This window comes from Microcoleus sp. N3A4, from assembly GCF_036701805.1.
In the GTDB taxonomy this organism is placed as follows: domain Bacteria; phylum Cyanobacteriota; class Cyanobacteriia; order Cyanobacteriales; family Microcoleaceae; genus Microcoleus.
In genome coordinates, this window is record NZ_JAUBRJ010000081.1 from 4,522 (window position 1) to 19,837 (window position 15,316).

At 45.4% G+C, this 15,316-nt stretch carries 15 protein-coding genes and 1 tRNA gene; 11 read left to right on the forward strand and 5 right to left on the reverse strand.

Going from position 1 to position 15,316, the window contains the following annotated elements:
* Positions 1 to 220 precede the first annotated feature (220 nt).
* The 5 genes from QUA56_RS31000 to QUA56_RS31020 all read left to right on the forward strand — a co-directional run bounded on the left by QUA56_RS31000 (position 221) and on the right by QUA56_RS31020 (position 5,104).
* Entirely contained in the window at positions 221 to 826 is a 606-nt protein-coding gene (locus QUA56_RS31000) for a molybdenum cofactor guanylyltransferase (protein ID WP_333366097.1), read from the forward strand.
* A 189-nt stretch (positions 827 to 1,015) separates the two neighbouring features.
* The gene (locus QUA56_RS31005) at positions 1,016 to 2,191 is read left to right on the forward strand and encodes an aminotransferase class V-fold PLP-dependent enzyme (RefSeq protein WP_333366099.1); all 1,176 of its coding nucleotides are present in this window, start codon (positions 1,016 to 1,018) and stop codon (positions 2,189 to 2,191) included.
* Positions 2,192 to 2,720: 529 nt separating this feature from the next.
* The gene (locus QUA56_RS31010) at positions 2,721 to 3,068 is read left to right on the forward strand and encodes a DUF6717 family protein (protein WP_333366101.1); all 348 of its coding nucleotides are present in this window, start codon (positions 2,721 to 2,723) and stop codon (positions 3,066 to 3,068) included.
* A gap of 14 nt (positions 3,069 to 3,082) precedes the next feature.
* Positions 3,083 to 4,432 (forward strand): LCP family protein, encoded by a 1,350-nt coding sequence (locus tag QUA56_RS31015; RefSeq protein ID WP_333366104.1) that lies wholly within the window; start codon positions 3,083 to 3,085, stop codon positions 4,430 to 4,432.
* Positions 4,433 to 4,561: 129 nt separating this feature from the next.
* Complete coding sequence (locus QUA56_RS31020; protein WP_445242969.1) at positions 4,562 to 5,104, forward strand: pentapeptide repeat-containing protein; 543 nt, start codon at positions 4,562 to 4,564, stop codon at positions 5,102 to 5,104.
* Positions 5,105 to 5,354: 250 nt separating this feature from the next.
* Here the strand turns inward: QUA56_RS31020 and QUA56_RS31025 are convergent, their stop codons facing one another.
* Complete coding sequence (locus QUA56_RS31025; RefSeq protein ID WP_333366108.1) at positions 5,355 to 6,608, reverse strand: S-layer homology domain-containing protein; 1,254 nt, start codon at positions 6,606 to 6,608, stop codon at positions 5,355 to 5,357.
* Between the two features lie 314 nt (positions 6,609 to 6,922).
* Positions 6,923 to 7,615, reverse strand: coding sequence for a GDSL-type esterase/lipase family protein (locus tag QUA56_RS31030; RefSeq protein WP_333366110.1), 693 nt, complete (start codon positions 7,613 to 7,615; stop codon positions 6,923 to 6,925).
* An 80-nt stretch (positions 7,616 to 7,695) separates the two neighbouring features.
* Here QUA56_RS31030 and QUA56_RS31035 point away from each other — a divergent pair, with 80 nt between their 5' ends.
* From QUA56_RS31035 to QUA56_RS31055, 5 genes are all read left to right on the forward strand, one after another.
* On the forward strand, positions 7,696 to 7,926 hold the full coding sequence (locus QUA56_RS31035; protein ID WP_172188796.1) for a DNA-directed RNA polymerase subunit omega: 231 nt from the start codon (positions 7,696 to 7,698) through the stop codon (positions 7,924 to 7,926).
* A gap of 249 nt (positions 7,927 to 8,175) precedes the next feature.
* Positions 8,176 to 8,823 (forward strand): hypothetical protein, encoded by a 648-nt coding sequence (locus QUA56_RS31040; RefSeq protein WP_333366113.1) that lies wholly within the window; start codon positions 8,176 to 8,178, stop codon positions 8,821 to 8,823.
* Positions 8,824 to 8,964: 141 nt separating this feature from the next.
* Positions 8,965 to 9,333 carry a DUF1818 family protein gene (locus tag QUA56_RS31045; protein WP_333366116.1) on the forward strand — a complete coding sequence of 123 codons (369 nt, stop codon included), beginning with the start codon at positions 8,965 to 8,967 and terminating at the stop codon, positions 9,331 to 9,333.
* Between the two features lie 37 nt (positions 9,334 to 9,370).
* A tRNA-Pro gene (locus QUA56_RS31050) sits at positions 9,371 to 9,444 on the forward strand.
* Between the two features lie 135 nt (positions 9,445 to 9,579).
* Positions 9,580 to 10,704: a tyrosine-type recombinase/integrase gene (locus QUA56_RS31055; RefSeq protein WP_333366119.1), complete on the forward strand. Its 1,125-nt coding sequence runs from the start codon at positions 9,580 to 9,582 to the stop codon at positions 10,702 to 10,704.
* Positions 10,705 to 10,919: 215 nt separating this feature from the next.
* Here QUA56_RS31055 and QUA56_RS31060 read toward each other — a convergent pair whose 3' ends face one another.
* The 3 genes from QUA56_RS31060 to QUA56_RS31070 are packed head-to-tail and all read right to left on the reverse strand — an operon-like array spanning position 10,920 to position 14,773.
* Entirely contained in the window at positions 10,920 to 11,096 is a 177-nt protein-coding gene (locus QUA56_RS31060) for an NblA/ycf18 family protein (RefSeq protein ID WP_333366121.1), read from the reverse strand.
* On the reverse strand, positions 11,086 to 14,511 hold the full coding sequence (locus QUA56_RS31065) for a VapE domain-containing protein (protein ID WP_333366123.1): 3,426 nt from the start codon (positions 14,509 to 14,511) through the stop codon (positions 11,086 to 11,088). Before QUA56_RS31065 ends, QUA56_RS31060 begins: the two co-directional genes overlap by 11 nt.
* Entirely contained in the window at positions 14,501 to 14,773 is a 273-nt protein-coding gene (locus QUA56_RS31070; protein ID WP_333366126.1) for a hypothetical protein, read from the reverse strand. The genes QUA56_RS31065 and QUA56_RS31070 overlap by 11 nt, the downstream gene beginning before the upstream one ends.
* Before the next feature lie 270 nt (positions 14,774 to 15,043).
* Between QUA56_RS31070 and QUA56_RS31075 the strand changes: the two genes are divergently transcribed.
* Entirely contained in the window at positions 15,044 to 15,289 is a 246-nt protein-coding gene (locus QUA56_RS31075) for a helix-turn-helix transcriptional regulator (protein WP_333030444.1), read from the forward strand.
* Positions 15,290 to 15,316: the final 27 nt, after the last annotated feature.

A 15,316-nucleotide genomic window follows, 5' to 3' on the forward strand; every position in this document is an offset into this window, starting at 1 on the left:
AGCGCTAAAGCGCAACTACATACCTTTGCGACAGCTTAGCTTAGGAAAGAGCGCTAAAGCGCAACTACATACCTTTGCGACAGCTTAGCTTAGGAAAGAGCGCTAAAGCGCAACTACATACCTTTGTTTAACGATGCCCGTTGGTCTTAGTCCTAGAGGTTTTGTGCGCCATGCCCACCTACATTTATATTTTTTTCTTGGTCCTAATGACTAATAACTAATGACTAATCATCAAATTGCTGTAATTGTGCTTGCAGGCGGTCAAAGTTCGCGGATGGGTAGGGATAAAGCTCTACTGGAAATTGAGGGCAAATGCCTATTGCAGCGGGCGTTGGAAGTTGCCGCAGTTGTAGGGCCAGAAGTTTATGTTCTGACTGCTTGGCCCGATCGCTATCGATCGACCTTAACCGAAACATCCCAATTTCTGGTAGAGTACAATCCGGGCTCCGGGCCCTTGGTTGCATTGACTCAGGGATTGACAGAAATTGCCGCCGAGTGGATTTTACTGTTAGCTTGCGATTTGCCTTTATTGGATGCCCAAATTATTCAAAATTGGGCAAGTCAGTTAACAGAGTTTCCCCCATCTACTTTAGCAGTTGTGCCTTATCAAAATTCGCGCTGGGAGCCTTTGTGCGGCTTCTACCGCCAACAATCTCTGCCCAGTTTGCAAAGTTTTATTGACAAAGGTGGACGTTCCTTTCAAGTGTGGTTAAATCAAATCCCCGCAATCCCTCTACCTGTAGGGGAACGAGAAGCAGTAATGTTATCGAATTGCAATACATTAGAAGAGTTTGAGCAATTAAAAGGTAAAATGGTTGACTGTTGACTGTTGAGCTGTTGAGCTGTTGACTGATATCAAATCCGGTGGTATTGGAATTATAAGCGTGCGAGCGTCTCGCTCGCGACCTGGATCGCGAGCGAGACGCTCGCACTCTAGATCGTGCAAATATTATTCCGATGAACCGGAAACGATATAACTAATGACTGCTGACTACTGACTACTGACTAATTACTAATGATTAACGAATATTGGTTGCTCGATCGCACTATAACTTTCCTCAATCACGGCTCTTTTGGGGCCTGTCCGATTCCCGTACTGGAAGCGCAAACCGCTTTTCGGGAACAACTGGAAAGAGAACCTTTGCGCTTTTTAATGCGGGAATTTGAACCATTGTTGGATAATGCAAGAAATCAGTTAGCAGCATTTATCGGTGCGGCTGAGGATGACTTGGCGTTTGTCCCGAATGCGACGACGGGAGTAAATGCAGTTTTGCGATCGCTCTCTTTTGCTCCCGGCGACGAATTGCTAACTACAAATCAGGAATACAACGCTTGCCGCAACACAATTAACTTTGTAGCCGAGCGTACAGGCGCTAAAGTAATAGTAGCAGAAGTCCCGTTTCCAATTGAGTCGCCCGAACAAATTATTGAAGCAATAATTAAGTGCGTTTCACCGCAAACAAAGTTAGCCTTATTAGATCACATTGTGAGCCAAACAGGTTTAATATTTCCCATCAAAAAATTAGTGGGCGAGTTAGCTAACCGTGGCGTCGATGTATTAGTAGACGGCTCTCACGCGCCGGGAATGGTAGCACTGAATTTAGATGAAATTGGCGCGGCTTACTATACGGGAAATTGCCACAAATGGCTGTGCGCGCCGAAAGGTGCGGGCTTTTTGTACGTGCGTCGCGACAAGCAAGATGCCATTCGCCCAACTACGATCAGTCACGGTGCTAACTCGCCGCGCACTGATAAATCGCGCTTTCAATTAGAATTTGACTGGATGGGAACAGTCGATCCGAGTCCCTATTTGTGCGTGCCTGTAGCTATTGATTTTATGGGTTCTTTGTTGAGCGGTGGCTGGCCGGAATTGATGGCAAAAAATCATGCTTTAGCGTTGGCGGGGAGACAAATATTGGCGAAAAAATTAGATTTGCCACTACCTTGTCCTGATGAAATGGTCGGTTCGATGGCAGTTGTGCCACTGGCAGACTCCCAGTCTGATGCAGTTGCAAAGGGAGGAATTCCACCTTTGCAAGAGGCGCTGTGGGAGATTTTTCAAATAGAAGTTCCAGTGATTCCTTGGCCGGATGCTAGCAAGCAGTTGCTGAGGATTTCGGCTCAGTTTTACAATACTTTGCCGCAGTATCAATATTTGGCTAAGGCGCTGGTTGAGCTGACGAGAATTTGAGCTGGGTATTCCACCCAAAAAACATACAGCATATTCCAGGTTTATGGAGTGTAGGGACAAAGGCCAAAGCCTTAGTCCCTACGGGAATCGAACGATAGGCGGGTGTACTTCATAAACGTAGAATCTGCTCTAACACCCAACTAAAAACAGTCATAGGTTCGTAGTGAGTGCACCGTCCTCTCCCCAGGAATGAATAAGGACTTGCATTGCTTACTACAAACGTAATAATGGTAGAAAAACCGGGACAATAAAAGCGAAAACTCCTGCCAAAAATCACCTTTAACCATCTTTAAAATAGCTACAATTTACCTAAAATCCCAAAAGTAAAAAAATGCTTTTAAAGCCCGATCGCCCTAGACTTCGCCAATCCGCCCAAGCCGAATAAAGTTTGTAAATAACTGGCAAAATTTCCTAAGTTAAAACAGGGTTGTCAAATCGGATAGCGCACAACTTCCGCGCAACAGAATATAATGTATCAACACTTGCATTTTCCCAGACAAAACAAAGGAAAGGAAAAGAGGCGAATACCATGTCCAATGCCATGATGGTAATTTACCCCTATCGCGAACAGTACACCTGGGTTTTTGACGACGAGCGAGTCGGACTTGTCCGAGAACCATTTGTTCAGGGCGTCCCCGAAATGATTAACGCGCTTGTCGCAGACATTCCCAATGCCGATCGAGGTTTCCGACTCTTATTTTCAGCCAATCCATTTCCCGGATATCAAGCAGAAATGCTGTGGTTGAAAGCAGAATACGGCGGTAACTGGTATCGGTGGGAATCAAAAAATCTCGAAGGCTGGCTGTGTCCGGCTATGTTCAAATACTTTCGAGAAGCACCGCCCAAGTTTTACTGCAAAGCTGAAAAACTGCAATAACCAACAGCAAGTAAATGAAAAACTTGTCAATTTTTAAAAGAAACTTTGTTAAACCAGTCGATCGAGAATCTCGAAAAAATCCTAAATTATTCCTGTATATAGTGGGGATATTTTTCTTAGTTTTCACAGCCGCCATCTCCGCCACAATCGGGGCAATTACCGCCCTGTTAGCTCCCGTGGAACCGCAAATTATCAGTAGAGTCTTAGAGGCTACTGGCTTTAACTATCTATCATCCAACCGCTCTGGATACCGCCTGTCACGGCCAGTTAATATCCTGATATTGGGAATTGACCGCGTGCCAGAAGCTGCAGCCAATAGCCCTAAGATATTTGACGGTCGCAGCGATACAATACTCTTATTCCACCTCGATCCTAGAGATAAATCTATTAGTTTGGTTTCTGTTCCGCGAGATACTAAAGTCGAAATTCCCGGAATTAGATTCAGCAAAATTAGCGAAGCCAATGCTAGAGGAGGAGCAGCTTTGGCGACGCGATTGGTTAGCAGTATGCTGAACAATACGAGAATTGAACGATACGTGCGAGTCAGCAGCAGTGCGTTTCGGGAATTAGTCGATTTGTTGGGCGGAGTTGATGTATTTGTACCTCGCGCGATGTCCTATACAGATACCGCCCAAAAGTTAAAAATAAATTTAGCCCAGGGATGGCAAACTCTCAACGGAGAACAAGCAGAACAATTTGCTCGATTTCGCAACGATGGTTTAGGAGATATCGGCCGCATTCAGCGGCAGCAATCTTTAATTCAAGCTATTCGGGACCGCCTCGCAAGTCCATCAGTATTTGTGCGTTTGCCGCAAATTGTTCGATTGATGCAAAAATATGTGGATACAAACCTAAATTATGAGGAAATATTTACGCTGGCAAATTTCGGTTTGCAATTGGAGCGAGATAATTTAAAAATGGTAATGTTGCCTGGACGTTCTAGTTCAAAACAAGGGGATTTGAGGAGTTATTGGATTTTAGATGCGATCGGGGTCGATCGCATTATGACACAATATTTCAACCAGAGCGTGCCGGATTTTGCACAAGGGCGACTTCGCAATCCAAGCGATCCCATTTTGTCCAAAAACCTCAAAATAGCTGTCCAAAACGCTTCTAGCAAACCGACAACCGCCAAAACCGCTGCTGAATTTCTCCGAAAAAAGGGGTTTTTTAATGTATCTGTAGTGCAGGATTCGCCCCAGAAGCAGCGTCAAAGTCAAATTATTGTTCAGCAAGGCGATTTAGAGGCAGCGAATCTACTGCAAAAAGAGTTAGGCGGCGGTAAAATTGAAGCATCTTCTACGGGTGAAATCAATTCTGACTTGACATTTCGCGTCGGCGAAGATTGGGTAAAGCGATTTTAATTAGTCAGTTGTCAGTTGTCAGTTGTTAGTTGTCAGTTGTCAGTTGTTAGTTGTTAGTTGTTAGTTGTTAGTTGTTAGTTGTCAACAGTCAACAGTCAACAGTCAACAGTCAACAATGCCCCATTCCCAATGCCCCATTCCCAATTCCCCATTCCCATCATCATGAAAAGTGTTTTCCGAATTTTCCTCAGCCTGATTTTAAGTTTAGTGTTGGCTTGTGGGTGGGTGCTGCTGAGTGCTACTCCGGCATTTGCGCTGCCTAAAACAAATATTAATTACACAAATATTAATTTGTCCGATCGCGATTTTTCCAACTCGGATTTAGCAGGGGGAACATTTGTGGCTGCTGAAATGCGGGGAACAAATTTTCAAGGTGCTGATTTAACTAATGCGATTTTGACTAAGGGAGTTTTGCTGAATGCCAACTTGTCAGGTGCCAACCTCTCGGGTGCTTTGGCAGATAGAGTTACATTCGACGGCGCTAATTTGACAAATGCTAATTTTTCCGAGGCAATTATGACTCGAACTCGGTTTTATGATGCTGCAATTTCCGGCGCTGATTTTACTGACGCGATTATCGACGCTTATCAAGTGAATATCCTGTGCGAGAAAGCAGATGGTGTCAATCCCGTGACGGGAGTTTTTACCCGCGAAAGTTTGGGATGTCCCTAGAAATTCACACTTACAGGAATTACGCAAAAAGTGGTTTTATATCGTTTCGAGACATCATATAGAGGAAACGGCAGTGCCGTTTCCCTACCGCGATTAATTGTAGGGAAACGGCACTGCCGTTTCCTGGCTGTGGGTAATATTAATTCCGATGCTACCGGATTTGATATTACGTGATATTTATATTCGTAAGGTGTGCAGTGCACACCCTACAAATAAAGGTTTTGCGTCCAGGATTGTTCTGCCTTCTGCTTTATCGAGCGCTACAAATGCCTGTGCTGGTGGTACCAACTACCAAATCTGAATTCAACTGCAAATCTAAATCGGTGTCGGGATTAACAGCATACAAATCGACTTTATCTCGACCCAAAAATACCCCGATCAAAGTCCCGATTCCCGCACCGCCGAGCACCTCTTCAGTAGCGATCGCCCGATCGCCCGTAACACCTGCGATCGCCGCCGCTGCTGCTGCACCCAACGCCGTATTCTTAATCAGATTACCAACATTAATGCCTTTGGTAACAGTTTCTTTCCTAGTAATAAGTTGCGAAGTAGCATTGAGAGGCACTCTGCTGCCGTTGATGATACTTAATTCTTGAGCCACAAACTGAACGCCCGAAGCAGTCGATCGCAATTCGCCGCTAATTTTCGAGCCTTCGGGTATCAGCAATTGGCCATTATTGCCCGTGATATCCGCAGCTACAGTCAGCGTAATCGGAGACTTGTCATTGGGGCCGAGCAAAATCTTACCTTTTGCGTACTCGACTGGAATAGTCGCCCCGCTGGCAATTTTCACACCAACAGACTCGCTAACATCAATCTTGGCAATGTAAGGAGAATTAATTGCTCTTGCTTGATTGCTACTCACTAATGTTTGATAGATAAAAGCAGCTACTTCAGCTCGCGTTGCTGACTTGTTAGGTTTGAGAGATTTAGGATTGGGATAGCTCACAACCAACTGTTTTTCAGTAGCAGCAGCAACGCTTTTGACAGCATAAGTTTGAATTTCACCCGCATCATTATAGTAGCTGAGAACATCTTGAAAATCGCACGTAGGCTCATAGCCCATGCCGTTATTTAAAGCGACTACAACTTGAACGCGAGGAATCTGCTGTGCTGGCCTGAAAACATTGCCGGGATAGCCAGACATCCATCCCATTTCGTAAGCTTCGGCGATCGCCCCGCTTGCCCAAAAATTAGACGGAACATCGGCAAACCCCACAGCAGCGCGGGTTTTTGCCTTTTTCACAGAACGGATCATTGCCGCGAATTCAGCCCGCGTTACCGGTGCATCCGGGCGAAAACTGCCATCGGGAAATCCTTTGATAATTCCTCTTTCTGACAAATCTTGAATAAAGTCTTTTGCCCAGTAGTTATTATTAACATCCGAAAAAGCTGTCTGAGCAAAAGAAGGCGCGGGAGCTAGCATCGGCGCTGCGGTGCCGGCAACGGTTCCCAGTGTTAATAAAACAGATGTACCGGATTTAATGCGATGTAATACAGACATTTTTTGATTCTCCAATTTACACAAGTTTTTTATTGAGGACAAGCAAGCTGTTAAGAGGCTGATTGATTTCTGCCCAACTTGCTCTTTCCCTCACTTATGTAATCATTGTTGAATTTTTTTATTTTTCGTGGGGGGAAGATACGGTCTTTTAAAATAAATATTTTTATTCTTAGTGTGGATTTTAAAAGGCTTAAATTCCTTAAAATCCTTATGTTGCTTATCTCCCTTATCTACCTTAAATTTATACAGTCCTGGATGCAGAACCTGTATTGTGTAGGGGCAGTGCCAAGAGTGCCCGCCCTCGCTCGACTTGACTAATGACTAATAGCGGCTAGCGGTTCCCAACTTGTCGCATCTTCAAATAAAGATTGATAGCCCGCTGCATTGGGATGAATCCCGTCTGCAATCAGGCGCGATCGCCACCAATCACTGCCCCGATTTATCCATTTATCAAAAATATCTAAATAGGGAATTCCCCGCAACTGACAAGCTAATTTCGTTGCTTCTTTATACCGATATTGGTCGGCATGATTGTAGTACAAACAATCTTGAAAAGGCATTTTACTTTCATCCACCGGCACCATCCCGACAAATATCACCGGGCAAAGTTGTTGAGACAGGTTTAACAAATGATCCAAAACAGTTTTAAAATGTTCAAACTCTGTGTAGCTGCGCCCGGTAGGCGACTGCACTCTCGCCGAATCGTTGAGGCCTACGGAAAGAATCATCGCATCCGGGACGCGGTTTCTGAGTTCGCCGCGGTGGCGAAACTCGTTTTCCAGGCGCTGGGCGACTTGATAGGTGCGATCGCCCCGAACGCCCAAATTGTACAAAACGTGTCCTGCACTCTCCGGTAACATCCACTGTCGCCGCAGTCTTTCCACCCAACCCCCGCCCGTACCGTCGCCGAAACCGTAGATTAAGCTGTCGCCGAAAGCAACCAATTTGAGGGGATGAGAATTTCCCCGATGCAAGTGACCAAAGGAATAGGCTGTTGCTGCCTGCATAAGCAATGATACTCAGTTAGTAATTTATGAATCTTGACATACTAGACTAGAATGTAACATTAGAGAAAGTAGGTAGTCTCATGGTTAAGCGTCCAACCTTCGATTCAACTCAGCTAACCCGTCGGGCGGAAGAGTTGATCGGTGCTGCATCCAACCGCTATCGGATTACGGTGCAGGTGGCGAACCGCGCAAAACGCCGCCGCTATGAAGATTTTGACAATATGGACGACCATCAAATGAAACCTGTAATGCGGGCGATATTTGAGATGTCCGACGAACTGACTCAGCCGGAAATTATCGGAGACATCTAGACTTGGGAGTTTTGAGTTTTGAGTGGTGAATTGCGAGCAATTTTTTTCAACTCAACACTCAAAACTTTCTTAAACTAGACTGGCGCGCGCGGCGAGAAACCCGGTTTATTCCTACCTTTCTCGTTGAGAAACTTCTGATTTTTCTAAGAAATCGGGTTGATGAGCGTAAATCCTAAAATTATCAACTAGGACATCTGCTGGCCGGTAAGTTTATGAAATTATTCTATTTTTGAAATAATTGTCAAAACCGTGAAGAAATTAAAGCTGGGCTTGAGTTTTCTGTTCGTTACTTTGAGTGTGGCGATTTTCACGCTTTTGAGTTGGGTATTGGAATCGGGCGAACTGAGTCTGTCGGCTTTGGAACCTTCGCTGCTGCGGAGTTCTGAGTCGGCGTCTGTACGGCGGGTTGCTCAACAATCTGCGCCGTTGCAAGTGAGGGTGCAAGATGCGTGGAAATTGGTGTACGAAAAATTGCCGGATTTCCCGATCGAAAATAACTACATTTCCAAGGAAACTGGAAAAGTCGATCCCACCAATACTTTAGTCGGGCGGTTGATTCGATATCACGTATTTGTCAAAGGACGGCCGCCCAATTACCGCTTTGATTGGAAGTTGAGTTTAGCTGACTATTTGGGGGCGACTCCCGATTATTTAGTGGAAAGCGTTTATCCGGGAAAGGACGTTTTGCGGTCAAATCCAATGGAACGCGATCGCGCTGCTATTCAAAGTTTAAATAGAGCACAGCGGGATGCTTTGGTTCAAGCTTTGGTTGATGTTTTTACGGAGAGTTCCGGGGGTGGGCGCACACCGGCGGCGGGGGAAAAACCACAAGGGCGATCGAATTCCCCGGAAATACCGCAGCCGCAACCGGGAGATGCGAAGTTGCTGGCACCTTAATACTCATGGATGCAGAAACCGGGTTTTTTAGGGAAATACTGCTGTTGAGCCTTTAACACTGGTAAAAAACCCGGTTTCTTTCGTATTTATCGGTAAGTTCTACAAATCTAAAATCCAAAATCTAAAATCTAAAATCCCTTAATGGTGGAACGTGTAATTAAGACTGGTAGCGGATGGCGTTTGGGATGGAACCCAGAGGCGGAGGAGTTTAAGGGTTTGGTGGCTGGGGAGGGTTGGGCGATCGAACTTACGGAGGCTGAGTTGAACGATTTTTGCCGATTGTTGGGACAGTTGACGGCCACCATCAGTCAAATTGCCTCTGAGTTAATGGAAGAGGAAAAAATCGCCATTGAAGCCGAAAGCGACTTGCTGTGGGTGCAGGTGGAAGGCTATCCCGAAGCTTACAGCGTGCAGTTGATCTTGAATGCTGGCCGGAGGTGCGAGGGTTTTTGGCCGGCGGCTGCGGTTCCGAGTTTGGTGCAGGCCGCAAAAGTTTTAAAAGTTTTTTGACTTTTTATCAAATTCCATGCTAAGCTATTAAAGCTGTCGGGGCGTAGCGCAGCTTGGTAGCGCACTACTTTGGGGTAGTAGGGGTCGTGGGTTCAAATCCCGCCGCTCCGATAGATGGAATCCTTATTTTATAAGGGTTCCATTATTTTTACTAGATAACTCGTTCCTTACCCATTCTCAATAAGGGGTGACAGAATATGACATACTCAGACAATCACTGCGATAAATCTGCGATAAATCTGGGATATGCCAAAAGGCTCAGTAAATATAGAAGTTTTCAAAGATCGGCTGCGACTTGCCTGGTCGTGGCAAGGTAAACGTTTCTGGCTATATCTCGGTTTGCCAGACTCGATCGTCAACCGTAAAGCGGCAAGCATCAAAGCGCGGACGATCGAACTCGATATGACCAGTGGCAATTTTGACCCGTCTCTGGCAAAGTACAAACCCCAGAAACAAGAATCCATCTCTGTTTCTGACCTGTTTCACCAATTTATCGAGTACAAGCGCCGGAAAGTTGAGCCTTCTACTTTCGCTAAATATCTTGGACTTGAGAAACACGTTTCTGCGTTTTTCAAAAACAAAAGCACAATTTCTGTTTCTGAAACTGTTGCAGAAAAATTTAGAGATTGGCTGGCACAGAAACTTGAACCCGGTACCGTAAGGGAACGGATTATCATGCTTAATGCTTGCTGGGAGTGGGCCAGAAAAAAGAAGCTGGTTCTCGAAAATCCTTGGGAGGAAGTCAAGGTGAACGTAGCTCCCAAACAACGCCCAGAACCGTTCACGCTTACAGAAATAAGCGCGATCGTCCAAAAATTCCGCTCTGACTCCAATCTGAAACATTATGCGGACTATGTGGAATTCAAATTCGGCGTCGGCCTTCGCACCGGCGAAGCAGCAGCTCTCCTCTGGCGACATTGTTCCCACAACTGCGATCGCATCTGGATCGGAGAAAGTTTGAGTAACGGTGATCGGAAAGCAGCCAAGCGGAATAAAGACCGCACGGTGCCGCTAACTCCACGGCTGCAACAGTTATTACTGAGCCGGCGATCGACTGACTTCCAACCTGATGATTTAATTTTCACCAGCATCGAAGGTAGAGCGATCGATTCCAAAAATTTCTGCAACCGTTACTGGAAACCTGCGCTTGCATCCCTTGAAATTGATTATCGAAAACCTTACAATACCCGACATACGCTAATTTCGCATGGCTTGGAATCTGGCATGAATCCTGTTTCGATCGCAGCCCTCACCGGCCACGATGTGAGAACACTTTATGAAAATTATGCCGGAGTAGTCAACCCGCCAAAACTACCAGATTTGTTCCCTGTTTTCGACCCGGTTTCTGATGTTGATTTTGAGGTAAATTAGTGAGATACCTCTCCATAAAATTCTGATGATCGGGATGATTGATATCCCCACCACAAGTTATCAATTGTTCAATCAGTTGTTGATTGTAGAGAACTTTTCCGCCAGGATTTCTACCCCAGTGAATCCCTTCTATAAGTTTGTTTTGGTTTCTGTATCGCAGAAGGGTTCGATCGCTACAATTGAGGATTTTACAAGCAGTTTTAGCATCGCAGAAATTATTCATTGGGATTTGGATTGAGTAAATTTTTGATTTCGTTGTCTTTGATCGTGTTCTGGCGCATCATTTCCACAAGTAAAATGCGCGATTCTTCCGCAGAAAGTGATAGGGTTTGGTTGGCATAAACTTTGAGCTTGAACTGTTGCTCAACTGTGAGGCTTGTCTCAGTTTCCATGTGTTTCCTCAGTCAGATTTTGAGTTTTGGTTGATATTAATTGATTGATTCGATCGCGAACTAAATCATCTTCTTTTTCCAGCCACTGATTGATGATTTCTCCGCAGTATTTCGTCCCGGGCGCTTTCCATCCATACATCTGGGTGAGTAGGTTTTGCAATTGTTCTGGGTAGTATTCATCCCACCAAATAGTTGCTATCTCTCTCAGCTTTTCGGCATCCTTCTCATCTATTCCTTCACTCTTATTGGGCTCTGCTATTGCCCCGGCGGTAGCTGCTGGTTCCGGTGTTGGGACTGCTGCGGGTGTCTCCACTGTCTCCACTGTCTCCACTGTCTCGGCTGTCGGTTCTGCCGTCGGTTCTGCTGTTGGTCTTGTCGATTCCGGTGTCGGAGTTGGTGTCGGGTCTGGGGAAATCAATCCATTAAAAGCGGTTTTTTCATCAGCGGTAAGGGAGTTCCAGACTTTCTGGCGATCGGCTGCGCCTTTGCTGCAAACTTCCTTGAGCATGGTCTGAATATCAAGAGCTGTTTCTCGATCGCCGGCTTCGATCGCTAGCCGAATATATTCGACAAGATCCCCTGTTTCGGCGTTTTGTTGAGGCTGCCGATCGACCTCATTTTTTGAAAATGGCTCCAAATTCTGAGGTCGATCGCTAGGTTGATCACTTTGCTGTGTAAGGGATTGATCGACCCGATCAACCTGATCGACCTTATTCCCAAAACTAGGAAAATCTTTGGCTTCCGTGGAATTACTGCCTGCCAAAGCAGATATCCAATCTACGGTCGGAGCTGAAGTTGAATTCGATGTTGAATCAGCGATCGGATCTAAGGTCTGATCTGAATTTAGTATTTTTTCAGAAATAGGATGATCAGGTTGATCAGGTCGATCAAATGCTTGTGTAGCAAGGTGATCATCCTCGCGATCGACCTCCCTTTTTAAGGGGGTTTTTAAAATTTGAGGTCGATCGGCAAGCTCAACAGAGATTTGATCGAGCTCACTTTCGGGGACTGGTTCGGGAACGGAGACAGGTTCGGGTTCAGGTTCAGTTTTGCACCAAACTCGAACTCGCTTACTGGATATCGATCGAAATTCTCGCTCCCAACCAAATTTCTTGAGGATGGCGGAACAGCGCATCTGGTGCGATCGCTCTTGCCGACTCAGATCAACTTGGAGATGAGTGAGCAGATCGCTAAGCCGAATATATTCGCGGTGCTCGATGTAATTTTCGATGACATCTTCCCAGGGATCTGATGATTGAAACTCTTGAGCAACCTGTTCGGCAGTTTCCTCATTTTCGTAGTCAAGACAAGGTTCTTCCCCGGATTTGTAAGCCAACATCGCAGCAGCCCAAATCGCATCTCGTTCTTTCTTGAGCAATTTAGTATCGATCCGGTGTTTGACCGGGATAATCCAAAATCGCCGGTTCCCTGTTTCATCAGCCAAAAACTCTTGCTTGTTGGTGGTGGCGACAATGATGCTGGGTCGGTTGAAGTCTTCAATATCTCGGCAATATGGCGGTCGAATTTTGTCTGTCCCGGTGGATAAAAAAGCTTTGGTTGCACTGACATCGCGCCGTCTGAAAACACTCTCTAGCTCTGCCCATTCTACAAACCAGGCTTGGTGCAATTTCAGCCTTTCATCTTTATCAGACACAGTTCCCAGGGAATCATCAAAGTATTTGTCTCCTGCGAGTACCTTAAAAAAAGTTGACTTTCTATAGCCCTGTTTCCCTTGCAGAATTAGAACTGTGTCAATTTTGCAACCTGGTTCAAACGTTCGCTTTACAGCACCAATGAGGGTTTTTCGGACGAACATTTCATAAATTGGATCGTTAACACCAAAGTATTTTTGGGCCAGACTATCTAAAATCGAAGTATCTGGTGCTGGTGGCAAAGAATTTAGATACTCCTCGATCGGTGAATACTGATTTTCTAGGGCTATTTCTGTGAGGATATCTTGAATATCTTCGCGACTAGATTTGAAAAGAATTCCGTGTTTGATAGCGAGTTGAATGCGGACTCGATCGAGTGATACTGGTTTACAGTCAATTTCGATTCGCTTGCTGAGTTTATTCAAGCGAAGCCGTTTTCCAAATTTTCTAATAATTTTTCGGTAATCCTGCATCATTCTGTCATCTGAATTTAAAATATTAAATTCAGATGATTCAGAGCTACTAGCAGATTCTGCCTCTGCCTCCATTCGCGAAACTAAATGATCAGGTTGTAGAGATTTGATGAATCGCCAGTATTCACCTTTGATGCAGCTCTCAATCCCGTCACTAAAATATTTTGAGATGCTGGCGATCGGGTTCGACTTAACTGCGGAATTCCAAATTTGCTCCCACTCTTGTTCATCCCAGCCACCGCCGGGAGAACAACGCCGACAAGCATCAAGAAACAGAGTGTAGGCATCCTCATTGGTTATCTGTCCCAATCGGCTGAACTCGGATTGAACTCCCAGTAAATCCCGTGCCAGTGTTGCCATTGAGGTATTTCTGTTCAACGCTACCCCGTTCAAAAATTCTTTGTTAGGCTTCCCCAACGCGCACTGTAGGGAAATTGGCATCGGCACCGGAACAGTAAGCTCTTGATACCGTTGAGATATTTGCTCCGGTCTTATTAGTGTTGCAGTTGCCGTGGCAGAACCATTGCTACTACTGATGGCGGATGTGGATACAGGTGCGGGTGTGGGCGCGGCTGCGGGTGCGCGTGCGATCGAAATAGGCAAATCTTGGCGCTGTTGCAGTTCGAGTTGTTGCTGAGCGAGTAACTTTTGGCGTTGTTCGAGCTCTCTTTGTTTCCGAGCCAGGAACTCTTGATAGAGAATGAGGAGCCGTGAGCGCAAATCACTGTAGCTGTAGCGAGTGCCGGACTCTTCAACAAAATCGGTTTTAACGGGTTCGCGATCGGGCTTAACGTGCCACGCACCCGCTAGCCGAAAAACACGACTGGGATTTTTATTGCTCTCGTCTGCTTCCATGACTTGAATCAGAAGCACTTGCAGTTCCCGCCATTGTTCAAATGCGATCGGCTCATCAAAAAGCCAGTAGGGCTGCATCGACTTATCACCACTAAATATGGTGAATGTCGGTTCAACGAAACCTATATCCCTCCACTTTTCAAATTGTTTAGCTAGGGAAATATCATCCCATTCACAAAAAATGGCGCAACATTGTGTGATGTCAGCATCGGTGTGTCCTCCGCCCGCACCATTAACCACGATGTACACCCCGCGCCCGTCTGTCTGATGATTTTCTATTGTTTCCCAGTCCACACCATTTTCTTTGCGACCTTTGTCCTTTTTTTTACGATCGTCCGAGCTGTGATAGAAAAATCTCAAGAAAGCTTCACCTGGTTGATATCCCAAGTAGTTCAGGTGTTTTTGTGCCAATTCACGATCGATTTCAATTCTCATGATTTTGTTCTCCTGATTTTTCCCTTGATTTGATGAGGGATGCTAATTTGAACCGAAGTCCTTTGATTTCTGAATTAAGTTGATCGCGTTTTTCTTCCAAATCTGATATTTTTCCTTCGAGAGGAGTGATTTTATCGGCATCTTTGCTCTGTACTTGCATCACGGATAAAATGCTGCATTCGTTACAGAATCCGTTTGCTAGCTGTCCAAAGCGACGTTTGCCGTTTTTGTGATAATTCGATCGGCACCATCCGTTAGTCATAAAACTCCGTCCTTGATTTTCAGGAGACAGTTTTTTGCGGGTGCAGCTTGTCACAGGCAACAATCAGCTTTTTATACGAAGGAAAACTGTAGCTGCACATAAAGCTGTGTTTTTTTTGGGTGGTTTTGCGTTCAGGACTCTGGATGAATTTGTTGAGAAGGCTGCCAAAATAGTGGTGGCGACAGGGCTGACGCTCAAATCAAGCCCGATCGCTAGTAGTTTAGCTAGCTTGCGACTTGCGTATTGCGCTTATCGTAAGATTTATATAATATGGCAATAGTCGAAAAAAAACAACAGCGAGTTTTAACCCCCGTGAATCTTCGTAAAAATTTGGGCTTAACCCAGAAGCAGGTAGCGGAGCTTTTGGGTATCCGTGAAGCAACCCTTAGTAACTGGGAAACCGGCAAGGTTCCCCATATTCCACCTTCTAAGATCAAGCGGATGATGGAGGTCTATCAATGTGATATAGATGCCCTGATAGAGGCTTTCGAGGGTAATAGGCTAATTTCTCATTAACTTTTGTGTTGTCTAAATTTAAAAGCT

Coding starts and splice junctions, on each gene's coding strand:
- QUA56_RS31055 (WP_333366119.1), top strand. CDS start 9,580: ATGCCAAAAGGCTCAGTAAATATAGAAGTTTTCAAAGATCGGCTGCGA.
- QUA56_RS31030 (WP_333366110.1), bottom strand. CDS start 7,615: ATGCAGGCAGCAACAGCCTATTCCTTTGGTCACTTGCATCGGGGAAAT.
- QUA56_RS31060 (WP_333366121.1), bottom strand. CDS start 11,096: ATGGAAACTGAGACAAGCCTCACAGTTGAGCAACAGTTCAAGCTCAAA.
- QUA56_RS31005 (WP_333366099.1), top strand. CDS start 1,016: ATGATTAACGAATATTGGTTGCTCGATCGCACTATAACTTTCCTCAAT.
- QUA56_RS31010 (WP_333366101.1), top strand. CDS start 2,721: ATGTCCAATGCCATGATGGTAATTTACCCCTATCGCGAACAGTACACC.
- QUA56_RS31045 (WP_333366116.1), top strand. CDS start 8,965: ATGGTGGAACGTGTAATTAAGACTGGTAGCGGATGGCGTTTGGGATGG.
- QUA56_RS31000 (WP_333366097.1), top strand. CDS start 221: ATGACTAATCATCAAATTGCTGTAATTGTGCTTGCAGGCGGTCAAAGT.
- QUA56_RS31070 (WP_333366126.1), bottom strand. CDS start 14,773: ATGACTAACGGATGGTGCCGATCGAATTATCACAAAAACGGCAAACGT.
- QUA56_RS31015 (WP_333366104.1), top strand. CDS start 3,083: ATGAAAAACTTGTCAATTTTTAAAAGAAACTTTGTTAAACCAGTCGAT.
- QUA56_RS31075 (WP_333030444.1), top strand. CDS start 15,044: ATGGCAATAGTCGAAAAAAAACAACAGCGAGTTTTAACCCCCGTGAAT.
- QUA56_RS31025 (WP_333366108.1), bottom strand. CDS start 6,608: ATGTCTGTATTACATCGCATTAAATCCGGTACATCTGTTTTATTAACA.
- QUA56_RS31065 (WP_333366123.1), bottom strand. CDS start 14,511: ATGAGAATTGAAATCGATCGTGAATTGGCACAAAAACACCTGAACTAC.
- QUA56_RS31035 (WP_172188796.1), top strand. CDS start 7,696: ATGGTTAAGCGTCCAACCTTCGATTCAACTCAGCTAACCCGTCGGGCG.
- QUA56_RS31020 (WP_445242969.1), top strand. CDS start 4,562: ATGCCCCATTCCCAATTCCCCATTCCCATCATCATGAAAAGTGTTTTC.